The organism is Micromonospora sp. NPDC000121 (genome assembly GCF_042899165.1).
GTDB lineage: Bacteria > Actinomycetota > Actinomycetes > Mycobacteriales > Micromonosporaceae > Micromonospora.
Map to the genome: position 1 here is coordinate 1,151,043 of NZ_JBIAZP010000001.1, position 15,353 is coordinate 1,166,395.

At 75.6% G+C, this 15,353-nt stretch carries 16 protein-coding genes; 7 read left to right on the top strand and 9 right to left on the bottom strand.

What is annotated here, in order from left to right:
- The first annotated feature begins 52 nt into the window (after positions 1 to 52).
- From ACFY23_RS05550 to ahcY, 5 genes are all read left to right on the top strand, one after another.
- Positions 53 to 238: a Trm112 family protein gene (locus tag ACFY23_RS05550; RefSeq protein ID WP_350682673.1), complete on the top strand. Its 186-nt coding sequence runs from the start codon at positions 53 to 55 to the stop codon at positions 236 to 238.
- On the top strand, positions 235 to 1,431 hold the full coding sequence (locus tag ACFY23_RS05555) for an SIS domain-containing protein (protein WP_350682671.1): 1,197 nt from the start codon (positions 235 to 237) through the stop codon (positions 1,429 to 1,431). Before ACFY23_RS05550 ends, ACFY23_RS05555 begins: the two co-directional genes overlap by 4 nt.
- Positions 1,428 to 2,429, top strand: coding sequence for a cation diffusion facilitator family transporter (locus tag ACFY23_RS05560; protein ID WP_350682669.1), 1,002 nt, complete (start codon positions 1,428 to 1,430; stop codon positions 2,427 to 2,429). The genes ACFY23_RS05555 and ACFY23_RS05560 overlap by 4 nt, the downstream gene beginning before the upstream one ends.
- A 3-nt stretch (positions 2,430 to 2,432) precedes the next feature.
- A complete protein-coding gene (gene manA / locus ACFY23_RS05565) occupies positions 2,433 to 3,596 on the top strand; it encodes a mannose-6-phosphate isomerase, class I (RefSeq protein WP_350682667.1) in 1,164 nt (387 codons plus the stop codon).
- A gap of 288 nt (positions 3,597 to 3,884) precedes the next feature.
- On the top strand, positions 3,885 to 5,384 hold the full coding sequence (gene ahcY, locus ACFY23_RS05570) for an adenosylhomocysteinase (RefSeq protein WP_350682665.1): 1,500 nt from the start codon (positions 3,885 to 3,887) through the stop codon (positions 5,382 to 5,384).
- 101 nt (positions 5,385 to 5,485) lie between these two features.
- Here the strand turns inward: ahcY and ACFY23_RS05575 are convergent, their stop codons facing one another.
- The 4 genes from ACFY23_RS05575 to ACFY23_RS05590 all read right to left on the bottom strand — a co-directional run bounded on the left by ACFY23_RS05575 (position 5,486) and on the right by ACFY23_RS05590 (position 8,274).
- Positions 5,486 to 5,644, bottom strand: coding sequence for a hypothetical protein (locus ACFY23_RS05575; RefSeq protein ID WP_350682663.1), 159 nt, complete (start codon positions 5,642 to 5,644; stop codon positions 5,486 to 5,488).
- Between the two features lie 49 nt (positions 5,645 to 5,693).
- On the bottom strand, positions 5,694 to 6,566 hold the full coding sequence (locus ACFY23_RS05580) for a hypothetical protein (protein WP_350818851.1): 873 nt from the start codon (positions 6,564 to 6,566) through the stop codon (positions 5,694 to 5,696).
- Positions 6,563 to 7,009: a hypothetical protein gene (locus ACFY23_RS05585; protein ID WP_350684540.1), complete on the bottom strand. Its 447-nt coding sequence runs from the start codon at positions 7,007 to 7,009 to the stop codon at positions 6,563 to 6,565. The genes ACFY23_RS05580 and ACFY23_RS05585 overlap by 4 nt, the downstream gene beginning before the upstream one ends.
- Before the next feature lie 161 nt (positions 7,010 to 7,170).
- Positions 7,171 to 8,274, bottom strand: coding sequence for an RDD family protein (locus tag ACFY23_RS05590; protein ID WP_350684539.1), 1,104 nt, complete (start codon positions 8,272 to 8,274; stop codon positions 7,171 to 7,173).
- A gap of 39 nt (positions 8,275 to 8,313) precedes the next feature.
- On the opposite strand from ACFY23_RS05590, the gene ACFY23_RS05595 reads away from it, so the two are divergent.
- Positions 8,314 to 9,306, top strand: coding sequence for a stage II sporulation protein M (locus ACFY23_RS05595; RefSeq protein WP_350684542.1), 993 nt, complete (start codon positions 8,314 to 8,316; stop codon positions 9,304 to 9,306).
- A gap of 26 nt (positions 9,307 to 9,332) precedes the next feature.
- Here the strand turns inward: ACFY23_RS05595 and ACFY23_RS05600 are convergent, their stop codons facing one another.
- The 5 genes from ACFY23_RS05600 to ACFY23_RS05620 are packed head-to-tail and all read right to left on the bottom strand — an operon-like array spanning position 9,333 to position 14,455.
- Positions 9,333 to 10,643: a DUF58 domain-containing protein gene (locus tag ACFY23_RS05600; protein ID WP_350684538.1), complete on the bottom strand. Its 1,311-nt coding sequence runs from the start codon at positions 10,641 to 10,643 to the stop codon at positions 9,333 to 9,335.
- Positions 10,640 to 11,632 (bottom strand): MoxR family ATPase, encoded by a 993-nt coding sequence (locus ACFY23_RS05605; protein WP_350684537.1) that lies wholly within the window; start codon positions 11,630 to 11,632, stop codon positions 10,640 to 10,642. Before ACFY23_RS05605 ends, ACFY23_RS05600 begins: the two co-directional genes overlap by 4 nt.
- Positions 11,629 to 13,038, bottom strand: coding sequence for a DUF4350 domain-containing protein (locus ACFY23_RS05610; RefSeq protein WP_350684536.1), 1,410 nt, complete (start codon positions 13,036 to 13,038; stop codon positions 11,629 to 11,631). The genes ACFY23_RS05605 and ACFY23_RS05610 overlap by 4 nt, the downstream gene beginning before the upstream one ends.
- Positions 13,035 to 13,616 (bottom strand): DUF4129 domain-containing protein, encoded by a 582-nt coding sequence (locus ACFY23_RS05615; protein WP_350684535.1) that lies wholly within the window; start codon positions 13,614 to 13,616, stop codon positions 13,035 to 13,037. Before ACFY23_RS05615 ends, ACFY23_RS05610 begins: the two co-directional genes overlap by 4 nt.
- Positions 13,613 to 14,455, bottom strand: a complete 843-nt coding sequence (locus ACFY23_RS05620; protein WP_350684534.1) for a hypothetical protein — start codon at positions 14,453 to 14,455, stop codon at positions 13,613 to 13,615. Before ACFY23_RS05620 ends, ACFY23_RS05615 begins: the two co-directional genes overlap by 4 nt.
- 200 nt (positions 14,456 to 14,655) lie before the next feature.
- Here ACFY23_RS05620 and mtrA point away from each other — a divergent pair, with 200 nt between their 5' ends.
- On the top strand, positions 14,656 to 15,345 hold the full coding sequence (gene mtrA / locus ACFY23_RS05625) for an MtrAB system response regulator MtrA (protein ID WP_089001893.1): 690 nt from the start codon (positions 14,656 to 14,658) through the stop codon (positions 15,343 to 15,345).
- Positions 15,346 to 15,353: the final 8 nt, after the last annotated feature.

Genomic DNA, 15,353 nt, shown 5'->3' on the forward strand with positions numbered 1-15,353 from the left:
GCCGGTCGGCACCGTCGATCGGTGAAACCGCATACGTGGAAGGAGCCGCGCCGTGGCCCTGGACCCGCAGTTGCTGGAAATCCTCGCCTGTCCGGACACGCATCACGCCCCGCTCGACTACGACGCCGAGGCGCAGACGCTGACCTGCACCGAGTGCGGCCGGATCTTCGAGGTCCGCGACGACGTGCCGGTGCTGCTGCTCGACGAGGCGCGCGGCGGCCCCGCGGAGCGGTCGTGATCGACGGTACGGCCGGGGTCAGCGGCCGCCGCGAGCCCGACGAGGCCCTGCTCGACGACCAGGACGCGCTCGCCGAGCACGACCCGGGCGGCATGCTGCGGCACACCGCCTCCGCCGGGGCGCAGGTCCGCGAGTCGGCCGCCCTGGCCGCCGAGGCGAACCTCCAGGTGCTCGCCGACGAGGGCCGGCCCCGCGCGGTCGTCATCGCCGGCATCGGCACCGCCGGGCGTACGGGTGACGTGCTGGCCACCGTCGCCGGGCCGCGCTGCCCGGTGCCGGTCATCCCGCACCGCAGCGCCGGCGTGCCGGGCTGGGTGGGGGCCGCCGACGTGGTCATCGCCGTGAGCGCCTCCGGCCGCAGCCCCGAGGCGCTGGGCGCCGCCGAGGCCGCGCACCGGCGGGGCGCCCGGCTGGTCGCCGTCGGCGCGCCCGACTCACAGTTGCAGTCGGTGGCCGAGCGGGCCCGGGCGCCGTTCATCCCGGTGCCCCGGCGCGCCCCGGCCCGGGCCAGCCTCTGGGCGCTCACCGTGCCGGTTCTGCTCGCCGCCCGTACGCTCGGCCTGGTGAAGGTCAACGAGGCGGACCTGGCGGAGACCGCGGCCCGGCTCGACGCGGACGCCGACCGGTGCCGCCCGACGGCCGAGTCCTTCGTCAACCCGGCGAAGTCGCTCGCCCTGGGCCTGGCCGGCTCGGTGCCGATCGTCTGGGGCTCGTCGCCGCTGGCCACCGTGGCGGCCCGCCGGTTCGGCGACACCCTGTCCGCCAACGCCCGCTACCCGGTGGTCAGCGGCGCGCTCGGCGAGGCCGGGCGCGGCCGGGTCGGCCTGCTCGACGGCGTCTTCGGCGGCCTGGCGGAGGGGGAGCGGGACATCTTCGCCGACCCCGACGACGAGGCGCCGGCCGGCACGCGGCTGCGGCTGGTGCTGCTGCGCGACGGCGGGCTGAACCCCGAGGACGACGCCGACGAGCCGCTCGCCGTCGAGGAGCGCCGCGCGGACGCGGTGCAGACCCTCGCCGAGCGGCGGGGTGTGCGCTGCGACGTGGTGACCGCCGAGGGCGGCTCCGCGTTGGAGCGGCTCGCCTCGCTGGTCGCCGTGCCGGACTTCGCCTCGGTCTACCTCGCCCTGGCACACGGACTGGACCCGATGGCCGTACCGGCCATCACCGAGATGAAGGAGCTGGCAAACCAGTGAGTGCTAACGGCGGGACGAAGGCGATCGTCGCCGCGCTGCTGGCGAACGTCGGCATCGCCGTCACCAAGTTCGTCGCGTTCGTGCTGACCGGGTCGTCGTCGATGTTGGCGGAGTCGATCCACTCGGTCGCCGACTCCGGTAACCAGGGACTGCTGCTGCTCGGCGGCCGGCGGGCCAAGCGGGCGGCCACCCCGCAGCACCCCTTCGGCTACGGCCGGGAGCGCTACATCTACGCGTTCATCGTGTCCATCGTGCTGTTCAGCGTCGGTGGCCTGTTCGCCCTCTACGAGGCGTACCACAAGTGGTCGCACGCGGAGGGCATCCACTCGTGGCAGTGGGTGCCGGTCACCGTGCTGGTCGTCGCGATCATCATGGAGACGTTCTCCTTCCGTACCGCCATCAAGGAGTCCAACCTCGTCCGGGGCAACCAGTCCTGGGTGCACTTCGTCCGGCGGGCCAAGGCCCCGGAGCTGCCGGTGGTGCTGCTGGAGGACCTGGGCGCGCTGGTCGGTCTGGTCTTCGCCCTGTTCGGTGTCAGCATGACGCTGATCACCGACAACGGCCGGTGGGACGCCGTCGGCACCGCGATGATCGGCGTGCTGCTGGTGGCCATCGCGATCATCCTGGCCATCGAGACCAAGAGCCTGCTGCTCGGTGAGGGCGCCGAGGCGCACGACGTCGCCGCCATCGAGAAGGCGGTGACCGACGGCCCCGAGTTCGAGCGGATCATCCACATGAAGACGCTCTACCTCGGCCCCGAGGAGCTGCTGGTGGCCGCGAAGGTCGCCGCGCCGGCCTGCGAGAACGCCGCGGAACTGGCCCGGAGCATCGACACTGTCGAGGCCCGGATCCGCGCCGCCGTGCCGGCCGCCCGGGTGATCTACCTGGAGCCGGACATCTACAGCGCCGCCGCGGAGCGGTCGGGCACCGAAAGCGCGGTGCACAGCGCCGTGCCGGGATCCGAGCCGGGTGAGGCCGCCGGGCGGCCCGGGAGCTGACCGGTGGAACTGCTGTACGGACCGATCAGGGACTACGCCTGGGGGTCCCGCTCGGCGATCGCCGAGCTGCAGGGCAGGCCGGCGCCGAGCGACGGCCCGGAGGCCGAGCTGTGGCTGGGCGCCCACCCGGGCGGCCCGGCCATGGTCGACCGCGACGGCGGCCGGGTCAGCCTGACCGACCTGCTGCTCGCCGAGCCGGACCACTGGCTCGGCGAGCGGGTCGTCGGCCGGTTCGGCACCCGGCTGCCGTTCCTGCTCAAGGTGCTCGCCGCGGACGCCCCGCTCAGCCTCCAGGCGCACCCGGACGCCGAGCAGGCCCGCGCCGGGCACGCCGCCGACGCCGGCCGCCCCGACGGGCAACGCAACTACGTCGACCCGTACCACAAGCCGGAGCTGCTGGTCGCGCTCTCGCCGATGGAGGCGCTCTGCGGGTTCCGCGACCCGGTCGCCTCGGCGGAGGCGCTCGCCGGGTTCGGCGTACCCGCGCTGGAGCCGGTGCTGGCGGCGTTGCGCACCGGCCCGGCGGGGCTGCGCGACGCCGTACGGCTGCTGCTGACCTGGCCCGTCGACGGGCGCGACGCGCTGGTGGGGGCCGCGGCGTCGGCGGCGGTCGCGGGGCCCGACGCGGAGCTGGCCCGGGAGCTGGCCGCCGCCTATCCGGGCGACCCGGGGGTGCTGGTGGCGATGCTGCTCAACCGGGTGCGGCTGGCGCCAGGGGAGGCGATCTGGATGCCGGCCGGCAACCTGCACGCCTACCTGCGGGGCACCGGCGTGGAAATCATGGCGGCCAGCGACAACGTGCTGCGCGGCGGGCTCACGCCGAAGCGGGTGGACGTCGACGAGCTGCTCCGGGTGCTGCGCTTCGAGGTGCTCCGGGACCCGGTGGTGGCGCCGCTGGAGGTCGACCCGGGCGTGGTCACCTGGCCGGTGCCGGTGGACGACTTCGCGCTGCACCGGGTGACGGTGGGCGCGGCGCTGCCGGCGGTGACGCTGTCGGTGCCCGGGCCGCGCGTGGTGCTCTGCCGCGCGGGCGAACTCTCGGTCGACGACGGGACGGGCGCGGTGACGCTGGGGCGGGGAGAGGCCGCGGTCGGCACGGCCGCCGCCGGCCCGCTGCGCGTGGCGGGCACGGGCGAGGCGTACGTCGCGAGCTGCGGCCTGAGCTGAGCAGGGCAAGTCCGACTTTCCCGGAATAGCTTGACGAGGCGACCGCGCAGTGTGACTCTATGAGTACGCAGCGTTATCGCGACGACGGTCCGGAAACGCGCGTGAGGGATCCAAACCGGGGGGATGCACGGGGCGGGCGGCTGGTGGACGGAAAGTCCGTCCACGACCGACCGCCCCGTGCGCTGTCCGCTTCTGTCTTCCTGCGCTCTTCACCGGCCGGTCCCTTCGGTGGCGGCCCGCGCGCGTAAGGTGGAGGGTCGCGCAGCACATCGTCCGACAGGAGCTTCCATGACCAGCACCCTCCCGGCGTCCGCAAGTGGAACGCCGTCCGAGGCCCGGCCGAGCACCCTCGCCGAGGGCGACTACAAGGTGGCGGATCTGTCGCTCGCCGAGTTCGGGCGCAAGGAGATCCAGCTCGCCGAGCACGAGATGCCCGGCCTGATGGCGATCCGTCGTGAGTTCGCCGACGCCCAGCCGCTCGCTGGCGCCCGGATCACCGGGTCGCTGCACATGACCATCCAGACCGCCGTCCTGATCGAGACCCTGGTCGCGCTCGGCGCGCAGGTGCGCTGGGCGTCCTGCAACATCTTCTCCACCCAGGACCACGCCGCCGCCGCGATCGTGGTCGGCCCGGAGGGCACCCCGGAGGCCCCGGCCGGCGTCCCGGTCTACGCCTGGAAGGGCGAGAGCCTCGAGGAGTACTGGTGGTGCACCGAGCAGGTGCTCACCTGGCCCGACGGACAGGGCCCGAACATGATCCTCGACGACGGCGGCGACGCCACCCTGCTGGTGCACAAGGGCGTCGAGTTCGAGAAGGCGGGGGCCGTCCCGCCGGTCGAGTCCGCCGACTCCGAGGAGTACGCGGTCATCCTCGGCCTGCTGCACCGCTCGCTCGCCGAGGACGGCCAGCGGTGGACCCGGATCGCCGCCGGCATCAAGGGCGTGACCGAGGAGACCACCACCGGCGTGCACCGGCTCTACGAGATGCACCGCGCCGGCACCCTGCTCTTCCCCGCCATCAACGTCAACGACTCGGTGACGAAGAGCAAGTTCGACAACAAGTACGGCTGCCGCCACTCGCTCATCGACGGCATCAACCGCGCCACCGACGTGCTGATCGGCGGCAAGATGGCCGTCGTGCTCGGCTACGGCGACGTCGGCAAGGGCTGCGCCGAGTCGCTGCGCGGCCAGGGCGCCCGGGTCGTGGTGACCGAGGTCGACCCGATCTGCGCCCTCCAGGCGGCGATGGACGGCTACCAGGTCGCCACCCTGGACGACGTGGTCGAGCAGGCGGACATCTTCATCACCGCCACCGGCTGCTTCGACGTCATCACCAACGAGCACATGGCCCGGATGAAGCACCAGGCCATCGTCGGCAACATCGGCCACTTCGACAACGAGATCGACATGGCCGGCCTGGCGAAGCGCTCCGACGTGGAGCGGGTCAACATCAAGCCGCAGGTCGACCTCTGGAAGTTCGCCGACGGGCACGCGATCATCGTGCTGTCGGAGGGCCGCCTGCTGAACCTGGGCAACGCCACCGGCCACCCGAGCTTCGTGATGTCGAACTCGTTCGCCAACCAGACGATCGCCCAGATCGAGCTGTTCACGAAGACCGAGGAATACCCGATCGGCGTCTACGTGCTGCCGAAGCACCTGGACGAGAAGGTCGCCCGGCTGCACCTGGAGGCGCTCGGCGCCAAGCTGAGCACCCTGACCAAGGAGCAGGCCGCCTACCTCGGCGTCGCCGTCGAGGGCCCGTTCAAGCCGGAGCACTACCGGTACTGAACCGACCCGCACCGACGGGCCGGCCCGCGCCAGCGGGCCGGCCCGTCGGCGTTTCCGGCGACCGTGGGCGGCCGGCCCGCCGGCGTTGTGCGGAGGGCGGGTCAGTCGGGGCGGGAGCGGCGGCGGGCGGGCCGGACCCACGTCCACACGCACCACGCGAGCCAGGCCAGCGAGACCACCGTCGCCAGCGTGCGCAGGCGCAGCGCGCTGAGCAGCAGCACCACCGCCAGGACGGCCAGCCAGGGCCCGAAGGCCCTCACGACCGGCACCGCCCGCGCGCGCTCACGACCGCCGCCGCCCGCACCGCCCTCACGACCGCCACCGGCCGAGGACCATGCGGCGGACCAGCGGCGGGCCGATCCACGACCAGACGCAGAAGAGCACCCACGCCAGGCCGAACAGGCCCGCGAGCAGGTGCAGCCCGGTGAGGTTGAGCAGCACGACCACGCCGATCGCGAGCAGCCAGGTGCGGAGGATCCCCAGCCGGTAGAGCGGCCGCAACGGCAGCAGCAGCGGGTGTGCGTACACCCGGGTCTCCCAGGCGGCCTCGGCGTACTCGGCGTCGGCCGGGTCGTGCGCCACCGCCTGCCCGAACGCGCGGTGCGCGGTGCCCACCCGGCCTCGGCGGGCCGCGGCGACGCCGTGCAGGGCGAGCGCCGCCGGATCGCCCGGCCAGGCCCCGAGGAACTCCTCGGCGATCCGCTCGGCCGCCCGGTCGTCGCCCCGGGAGTACGCGACCTGGAAGCGGGTGGCGAACACCGCCGGCGCGTCCGGAGTGATCGCCGCGGCCCGGGCCACCAGACGGTCCGCCTTGTCGATCTGGCCCACCTCACAGCAGAGGTAGGCGTACTGGCAGAGCAGCCACGCGTTGTCCGGCTCGATGGCGAGCCCGTCGAGCAGGGCCCGCTCGGCCGGGGCGTACTCGCGGCGGTGCCGCAGCGAGAGACCGAGATGGCCCAGCAGTTCGGCGTCCGGGCCGGTCTCGGCGAGCCCCTGACGGGCCACGGCCAGCACGCCGTCCCACCGCTCCAGCGCGGTCAGCGCGGACGCCCGCAGCCGGAACGCGGCGGGGGTGGCGGCCAGCGCGGCGGGAAGCCGGTGCACCTCGTCGAGGGCCTGCTCCGGCCGGTTGATCTCCAGCAGGTGCACCACCCGGGCGAGCTGCCCCTCCGGCGCGGTCACGCGACGACCAGCAGGAGGATCAACGCGGCCTCGGCGAAGCCGAGCAGGAGCACCGCCCCGACGCCGGGCAGCCACAGCGACGCCGGCTTGCCGCCGCGCAGCTCGTACGCCCGGAACGGGCGCTTCTGCGTGGCGGACGCGGCGAGCCAGACCAGCGCGCCGGACAGCGCGCCGATCAGCCGGGAGGGACGGTCGGACCCGTCGGCGAAGAACCCGAGCGTGACCGCCACCCGGGCGGCCAGCCCGGCCAGCCCGGCGCCGAGCACCGCCAGGTTCGCCCGGCGGGACAGACCCAGCCGGCTCCCGTTGACCAGGGCCAGCACCGTGACCGCCGTCGGCCCGCCGAAGGCGGCGGGGAAGATCAGCGACTGCGGTCGCCACGGCGGGCGTCGCGTCTCGTACGCCGCCGGCGCGATGGTGGGGGTGAACAGATCGTCGGCCACGAGGTTCCTGTCTCGGTAGGGGCGAGCGAGCCGGATCCTGCCACAGCCGGGTGACGGAGGGCGGTCCCGGATCGAGTGTCCCCGGGACATGACGCATCGGCGAATCCTTGCCCGTCACCCAGGTGCCCTCGCCCGTTGCCCCAGGTGCCCTCGCCCGTCGGTCAGGTGCCGGCGTCGGGCGCGGGCACGCCGCCCGCCGGCGCCGACGGGGTGACCGCCGGCCGTACCGCAGGGGCGACCGCTGGCCCTACCGCCGGGGTGACCGCTGGCCGTACCGCCGCGACGGGTTGTGCCGGCACGGTGGCCGGCGCGCCGCCGGGAACCGCGGGGCGGATCGTGCCGGGTGGCGCGGCGACCTCGGGCGGGACGGAGGCGGCCGGAACCGTGCCGGGTCGCGCGGGCGGGCCGGGCGTCAGCTCCGGCCACAGCGTCGCGGCGACGGCGCGGCCGTGCCCCAGCCGGTGCCAGGCCCGCCGGTGCCGCTCGCCGAGGACCGCCGCCAGGTAGACCGACTCCGGCAAGCCCGGCGGCGGGGGCGGCGTGATCACCGCCGAGACCTCGGCCCACAGGCCGCGGCCCAGCCGCCCGCGGGCCGGCTCCGCCAGGTGGCGCACCCGGGCCAGGTACTGCCGGGCGGCCAGCGCCAGGCCGTCGTCCAGCCGGCTCAGGTCCAGCGTGTACGCCCAGCCGACCAGCACGGGCACCGCCGTCGGGACCGGCCGCCAGGCGGTCGCCGTCCGGGTGTGCACGACGAGCGTGCCCGCCACCAGGTCGCCCAGCCGGCGCCCCCGCCGGTCGCTCAGCATCACGGTCACGCCGGCCACCCAGCTCAGCAGCGGCAGCACCAGGCCCGGCCATTCCACCGCCACGCCCACCAGCGCCCGGGTCAGCGACTGCCGCAGCCCGACCGGGGCGCCGTCGGCGCTGACCACCCGCAGCCCGACCGCCATCTTGCCCAGCGTCCGGCCGTGGTTGAACCGCTCGCAGAGCACCGGGTAGCCGACCAGCACCAGGATCAGCCCCACCGTCGCGACGGCGCCGGTCAGGGCCCCGTCGACCAGCCCGGCCAGGTTGGCGAGCACGATGCCGACGGCGATCGACAGCACCAGCGCGAGGACCAGTTGGGCCAGGATGTCGAGCATCAGCGCGAGCACCCGTGAGCCGATCCGGGCGGCCCGGACATCCAGCTCCACGGCCTCCCCGCTGACCAGCCCGGCGTCGCCCCACGGGGCGGGTCGGGCCGGCGGTCGTGGTTGCGCTCTCACCACAACAGTGAACACTATGATCGCCGGACGGGGGTGACGGTGGATCTCGACGCGTACGTCGCGGAACACGGCGGGGAGTGGCGGCGGCTGGAGGAGCTGTCCCGGCGCGGCCGGCTCGACGCCGCCGAGGTCGACGAACTCGTCGCCCTCTACCAGCGGGCGACCACCCAGCTCTCGGTGCTGCGCAGCCGCTCGCCCGACCCCGCGCTGGTCAGCCAGCTATCCCAGGTGGTGCTGCGGGCCCGGGCCCGGCTCACCGGCCGTCCGCGGCCGTCCTGGGCGGCGGTCGGCAGGTTCCTGCTGGTCGGCTTCCCCGGCGCGGTCTACCGCGCCTGGCCCTGGTGGTGCGGGGTGGCGACCGGCTTCACCCTGCTCAGCTTCTTCCTCATCTGGTACGTGGCGGGCAACCCGGAGACGGCGGGCGCGTTCATCGGCGAGGAGGCGGCCGCCGACCTGGTCGAGTCCGGCTTCGCCGGCTACTACACCGAGTTCGCCGCGCCGACCTTCGCCTTCCACCTGTGGACGCACAACGCCTGGCTCGCCGCCCAGTGCCTCGCCGCCGGGGTGCTCGTCGTCCCCGTGCTCTACCTGCTCTGGCAGAACGCGCTCAACATCGGTGTGGTCGGCGGGGTGATGGTCGCCTACGGCCGGGCGGACGTCTTCTTCGGACTGATCACCCCGCACGGGCTGCTGGAGCTGACCGGCGTCTTCGTGGCCGCCGGGGTGGGCCTGCGCGTCGGATGGGCGTGGATCGCGCCGCCCGCCCAGCTCACCCGGGGGCAGGCGGTCGCCCGGGCGGGCCGCGAGGGCGTCCTGGTCGCCGTCGGCCTGGTGGGGCTCTTCGCGGTCTCCGCCCTCCTCGAGGCGTTCGTGACCCCCGCGCCCGTGCCGGTTCCACTCCGCGTCCTCGCGGGCGCCGCCGTCTGGCTCGCCTTCCTGGCGTACGTCGTGGTGCTCGGCCGCCGGGCGGGCGCCGCACCCGTCGGCGCGCCCGAGGGCGACGACGTTTTCGGCCCGCACGCCCGCCGCTGACCGCCTCGCCGGGCGGCCCCGGGGGTTCAGAGCTGGCCGAGGGACTTGAGGCGCAGGTAGGTGTCGGCCAGGGTGGGGGCCAGGCGGCCCGCCGGGGCGTCGACGACCGTCACCCCGTGCCGGCCCAGCGCGGCGCGGACCCGGTCGCGTTCGGCCAGCGCCCGCCAGGCCGCCGCCGCCGCGTAGGCGTCCGCGGGGCGCTGCGGGACGGCCGTGGTGAGCGCGGTCAGCACCGGGTCGTGCGTCGCGGCGATCACCACCTTGTGCCGGGCGGAGAGCCGGGGGAGCACCGGCAGCAGCCCCTCGCCGAGCGCGCCGGCCTCCAGCGCGGTGAAGATAACCACCAGGCTGCGCTGGCGCTGCCGGCGCAGCAGCTCACCGGCGATCAGGTCGAAGTCCGTCTCCGCCAGCGCCGGCTGGAGCGGGGCGAGGGCGTGCACCAGCCGGGAGAGCAGGGCCTGCCGGCCGGTGCCCGTCACCGTGGCCCGGACCGCCGTGTCGGCGGCGAGCAGGTCGACCCGGTCACCGGCACGGGCGGCGAGGGCGGCGAGCAGCAACGCGGCGTCGATCGCGGTGTCCAGCCGGGGCTCGTCACCGACCCGCACCGCCGACGTGCGGCCCGTGTCCAGCACGCAGACCAGCCGGCGGTCCCGCTCCGGCCGCCAGGTCCGCACCAGCACGTCGGCGCGGCGCGCGCTCGCCCGCCAGTCGATCGACCGGACGTCGTCGCCGACCACGTACTCGCGGAGGGTGTCGAACTCGGTGCCCTGGCCGCGCCCCCGGCTGACCTGGGTGCCGTCGATCACGCGCAGCCGGGCCAGTTTCTCCGGCAGATGCCGGCGGGAGTCGAAGCGGGGCAGCACGCGCAGCGTCCACGGCGGGGTGGCCGGGCGGCCGGAGCGCTGCCGGAAGCCCAGCCCCATCGGCCCGAACGAGCGCACGGTCAGCGCCACCGCCGGCCGGTCGCCGCGCCGGAGCGGGGTGAGCCGGCTGGGCAGCGCCACCGTTCCGCCCGGTTCGACGCGCACCGTCCGGGACGGCGGGACGTCCGGGCGTGCGCCGGCGGAGGGCACCCAGGCGTCGCGCACCCGGGCGCGCAGCGTACGGGCGGCGGGGTTGTGCAGCCGCACCGCGACGGTGGCGGTGCCGCCGAGCCGCACCGCCCGGTCGCCCTCCCGGGTCGCCGTGAGCGTTGCCGGCGGCACGGCCAGCGCCCGGTCGACCAGCACGAGCAGCAGCACCGCGCCGGTCATCACCAGCAGGCCGACGAACGGCGCCGGCCAGACCGGCAGGGTCAGCGCGCCGACCGCCAGCAGGAGCGCCGCCCGCCAGGTCATCGCGGCGTCGGCACGGTGGCCAGCACCGTGTCCAGCACCGCGTCCACGCCGACGCCCTCCAGTTCGACCTCGGGGCGCAGCCGCAGCCGGTGCCGCAGCGTCGGCCGGGCGACCGCCTTCACGTCGTCCGGGACCACGTGGTCGCGGCCGGCCAGCCAGGCCCACGCCTTGGCGGTGGTGAGCAGCGCGGTCGCGCCCCGGGGCGAGGCGCCCAGCTCGAGCGCCGGCGTGCTGCGGGTGGCCCGGCACAGGTCGACGATGTAGCCGAACAGCGGCTCGGCCACGTGCACCCGGCCGACCGCCGCCCGCGCCGCCGCCAGGTCGGCCGCGGTGGCCACCGCTCGTACGCCCGCGGCGGACAGGTCGCGCGGGTCGAAGCCGGCGTGGTGGGCGCGGAGCACCCCCAGCTCCTCCTCCCGGTTGGGCAGCGGCACGGTGAGCTTGAGCAGGAACCGGTCGAGCTGTGCCTCCGGCAGCGGGTAGGTGCCCTCGTACTCGATGGGGTTCTGGGTGGCGGCGACGATGAACGGGTCGGGCAGCGGACGCCGGTCGCCCTCGACCGAGACCTGCCGCTCCTCCATGACCTCCAGCAGCGCCGACTGGGTCTTCGGGGGCGTCCGGTTGATCTCGTCGGCGAGCAACAGGTTGGTGAACACCGGCCCCTCGCGGAACGTGAAGGCGGCGGTGCGCGGGTCGAAGATCAGCGAGCCGGTCACGTCGCCGGGCATCAGGTCCGGCGTGAACTGCACCCGCTTGGACCGCAGGTCGAGCGCGGTGGCGACGGTGCGGATCAGCAGGGTCTTCGCCACGCCCGGCACGCCCTCCAGCAGCACGTGCCCGCGGCAGAGCAGGGCGATCACCAGGCCGGTGACGACCGCGTCCTGCCCGACGACCGCCTTGGCGACCTCGGCGCGCAGCCGGTGCAGGGCGGCCCGGGGGTCGACGGGGCCGGCGGTCAGCGGATCGGCGGTTCCGGCGGGTCGGGTCACCGGGCATCTCCTTCGGGTCGGTGCAGGTGCGGGGCGAGCGTGCGGGTGAGCCCGTCCAGCGCGCGGGCCAGCTCCAGCAGGTCCTGGTCGGTGTCGGGCGCGCCGCCGTAGAGCAGCTCCTCGGTCCGCCCGGGGCCGTCGCCGGTGCGGGCGGCGACCGCGACGGCCACCTCGGCGGGCGGGGCGGTCGGCGGCAGGTTCAGCCGGGGCAGTAGGCGGTCCAGGGCGGCGGTACGCAGCGTCCGCGCGGCCGCGTCCCGGGCGCCGGCCTTCTCGTAGAGCCGGGCCCGGCCGAGCACCGTCTCCGCCGAGCGGACCGTCACCGGCAGCGGCTCCGGCGCCGGCGGCCCGAGCCGGCGGGCCCGCCAGAGCGCGGCCAGCAGAGCGGCGACGGCGAGCTGCGCCAGCAACGCCCAGAACCAGCCGGGGAAGGCGGACCAGAGCGGGTTCGGCGGGTCGGAGCCGCCGGCGCGGGAGTCGTCACCGTCGTCGCCGGAGCCGCCGCCCGGGCCGCCGGGCCGCCCGTCGCCGTCGCCCGGGCGGCCGCCGGGGCGACCGCCGCCCGGCCCGCCGTACTCGGTGGAACCGCCCGGCGTGGGCGACCAGGCCGGGCTGTCGCCGCTGCCGGAGCCGAAGGCGGGTGGCGGAGCCGGGTCGTCCAGGTCGAGCCACACCACCCGACCCGTCCCACCGAGCAGCGCGGTGGCGAACGCCCGGTTGTCCCACTCGTCGATCCGGTCGTTGCGGAACGGGTCGCTGGCGCCGACCACCACCACGCTCTCGGGGACCCGGAGCAGCCGGGCGAGCCCGCCGTCGAAGCAGAACTGCACGGACGCCGACCGGCCCGGGGTGACCCCGTAGCGTTGCAGCCCGACCGCCGCCCGCCCGACCTGGCGCAGCTCGGGCATCGGGCAGGGCAGGCCCCGCGCGTCGGGCTCCACCGCCTGCGCGGCCCACCGCCGGCCGGCCGGCTCCACCCGCAGCGGGTACGCCGCCAGGACCCGCCGTGGCGGGTCCACCAGCACTAGTCGGGTGGCCGAGGGCAGCCAGCGCAACGCGCCGACCGTGTCCGGGTGCAGCAGCGCCGGCGCGGGCACGAAGAGCGTGGCCGGCTCGCCGCGGGCGGCCAGCAGCGCGCCCAGCGTGTCCGTCTCCCGCTGCACCGTCACCCCGCGCTCGCGCAGCGCCTCGGCGAGCCGGCTGCCGCCGTCGTCCCCGGTCGCGACGGGGGAGAGGAACCCCTGGTCGGTGGGGTCGGGCTGGTCGACCGCGTGGGTGACCAGGGTGGTGGTCAGCAGCAGCGCGGCCAGGCCCAACGGGATCAGCAGCCGGTGCCGGCGGCGACGCCGCCGGGGGGCGTCGCCGGTCCGGGCGGCCGGTGGGGCGGTGGTGACCTGTGCGCTCATGGTCGTGGCCCGTCCTCGGGTCGGCCGGCCAGGAGCCGGTCCAGGTCGGCGGCGTGCTCCCGCATCCGCCGGTCGTGCTCGGCGGAGGCGGGACGCAGGCCGTACCAGAGCTCGGAGAAGATCTCCCCGGCGGCGCCCAGCGGCGGGCCCACCTGCGGATGGCTGGCCGTCGCGGCCCGCACCACCTCGATGACGGTCATGCCGGGCTGCGGCTGGAGCATCCGCCGGGCGACCAGCTCCCGGATCATCGCGCGCAGCCGTTCCCGGACGGCCTCGGCGTACCGGCCCTCGGCGGCCAGCCGGTCGGCGAGGGAGGCGTACGCGGCGGCCGGCAGCTCCGGCTCCGGCTCGCGCGGCGCGGGTACGAGCGGCGCGGGGGCGTCCTCCGGACCGGGCTCCCGGCGGCGTCGACGCAGCCGGGGCAGTCGGGGCAGCCGGCGGGGAACCCAGGCGGGGTACGTGTACCAGCCGACCGCCACCAGCACCGCGGCGAGCACCAGCAGCAGGGCGGCCAGGGGCAGCGGGACCCGGTCGCCGAGCGCGGCCGTGGTCTCGGTCCACCACCGGCTGAAGCTCATCGGTCGGCCGTCAGCAGGACGGTCTCCGGCGTGCCCGCCCGGGCCCGGGAGAGTCGGATGTCCAGCCCCTCGGTGCGCATCCGGGTCTCCAGGTGCAGCACCGCATCCAGGCAGGCCAGTGCCGGGTAGGCCACGCTGTTCACGCCCGCCCACACGGCCAGGGACAGCCAGGGGGCCCAGGCCCGGTCGACCAGGTCGAGCGCGTCCAGCCCGTAGTAGACGCCGATGCCGAGGCCGAGGCGGACGATCCACCAGGACAGGTAGCCGAGCAGCCGGATCCCGCCCGCCCGGCCGCCGCCGCGTACGGCCAGGGCGGCGGCGCGCAGCGGGGCCCGCAGCGGGTGCACCCGGTCGACGACCAGTGCCGGCGCCACGGCGCCGAGCAGGGCGAAGCCGAAGAACCAGGCCGGCCCGAACAGCGCGGCCGCCCACATCGCCAGCCCGACCAGGGCGGTGAGCAGCACCGTGGCGCCCCAACGGGCGCCGGCGGGACGGAGCACCTCGCGCGGGGCGACCGTACGGCCGAACAGCGCGCCGCCGGCGGCCCGGGCGGCCGGGTTGCCCAGCAGCGTGATGATCATCGCCTCGGTCGCCGCGCCGACGGCCAGCAGCAGCCAGTACGCCCCGAACTGCTCGAAGTTCACGAACCAGACGGGGGGCCGGACGTCGGCGGCGAGCCGCAGCGGGTAGAGCAGGAGCTGCTCGCCGACGGCCAGGGCGAGGGCGAGCGGGACCAGCACCCGGGCCTGGCCGCGCAGCAGCAGGACCGCGGAGTCCAACAACTCGCCGACCGTGAGCGGGCGGCGCGGGAGCACGGCGGTCGGGCCGGCGTCGGGCACGCGTACTCCTGGGGACGGGCGGCGGTGGCGCGTGACGGCGCACGCGGGGATCATGGTGACACGCGCGGTCCGATCGGGTGGACCCCGCACGCCGGGGCGGCGTCACCGGCGTCGGTTGCTGGGCGGCGGCGTCCCACGGCAGTACCGTGCCGGGTGACGCGGATCCCACCGAAACTGAACGGGATGGAAACATTAACCCCATGAGAGCCCGGGTACTGGTGGTCGACGACGACCCCGCGCTCGCCGAGATGCTCGGCATCGTCCTGCGCAGCGAGGGGTTTCTGCCCTCCTTCGTCGCCGACGGGGAGCGGGCCCTGGCCGCGTTCCGCGAGAACCGGCCGGACATCGTCCTGCTCGACCTCATGCTCCCCGGCATGAGCGGCATCGACGTGGCGCGGTCGATCCGGGCCGAGTCGGGCGTGCCGATCGTCATGCTGACCGCCAAGAGCGACACCGTCGACGTGGTCCTCGGCCTGGAGTCCGGGGCCGACGACTACGTGGTCAAGCCGTTCAAGCCCAAGGAACTGGTCGCCCGGATGCGGGCGCGGCTGCGGCGCGGCGAGGACGTCGCCCCCGAGATGCTGACCATCGGGCCGCCCGGCAACCAGATCACCATCGACGTGCCGGCGCACACCGTCAGCCGCAACGGCGAGGAGGTGAAGCTGACGCCGCTGGAGTTCGACCTGCTGGTCGCGCTCGCCCGCAAGCCGCGTCAGGTGTTCACCCGCGAGGTGCTGCTGGAGCAGGTCTGGGGCTACCGGCACGCGGCGGACACCCGGCTGGTCAACGTGCACGTGCAGCGGCTGCGCGCCAAGATCGAGCCGGATCCGGAGCGACCGGAAATCATCCTCACCGTGCGGGGCGTGGGCTACAAGGCGGGCACCGGATAGCCTGGTCA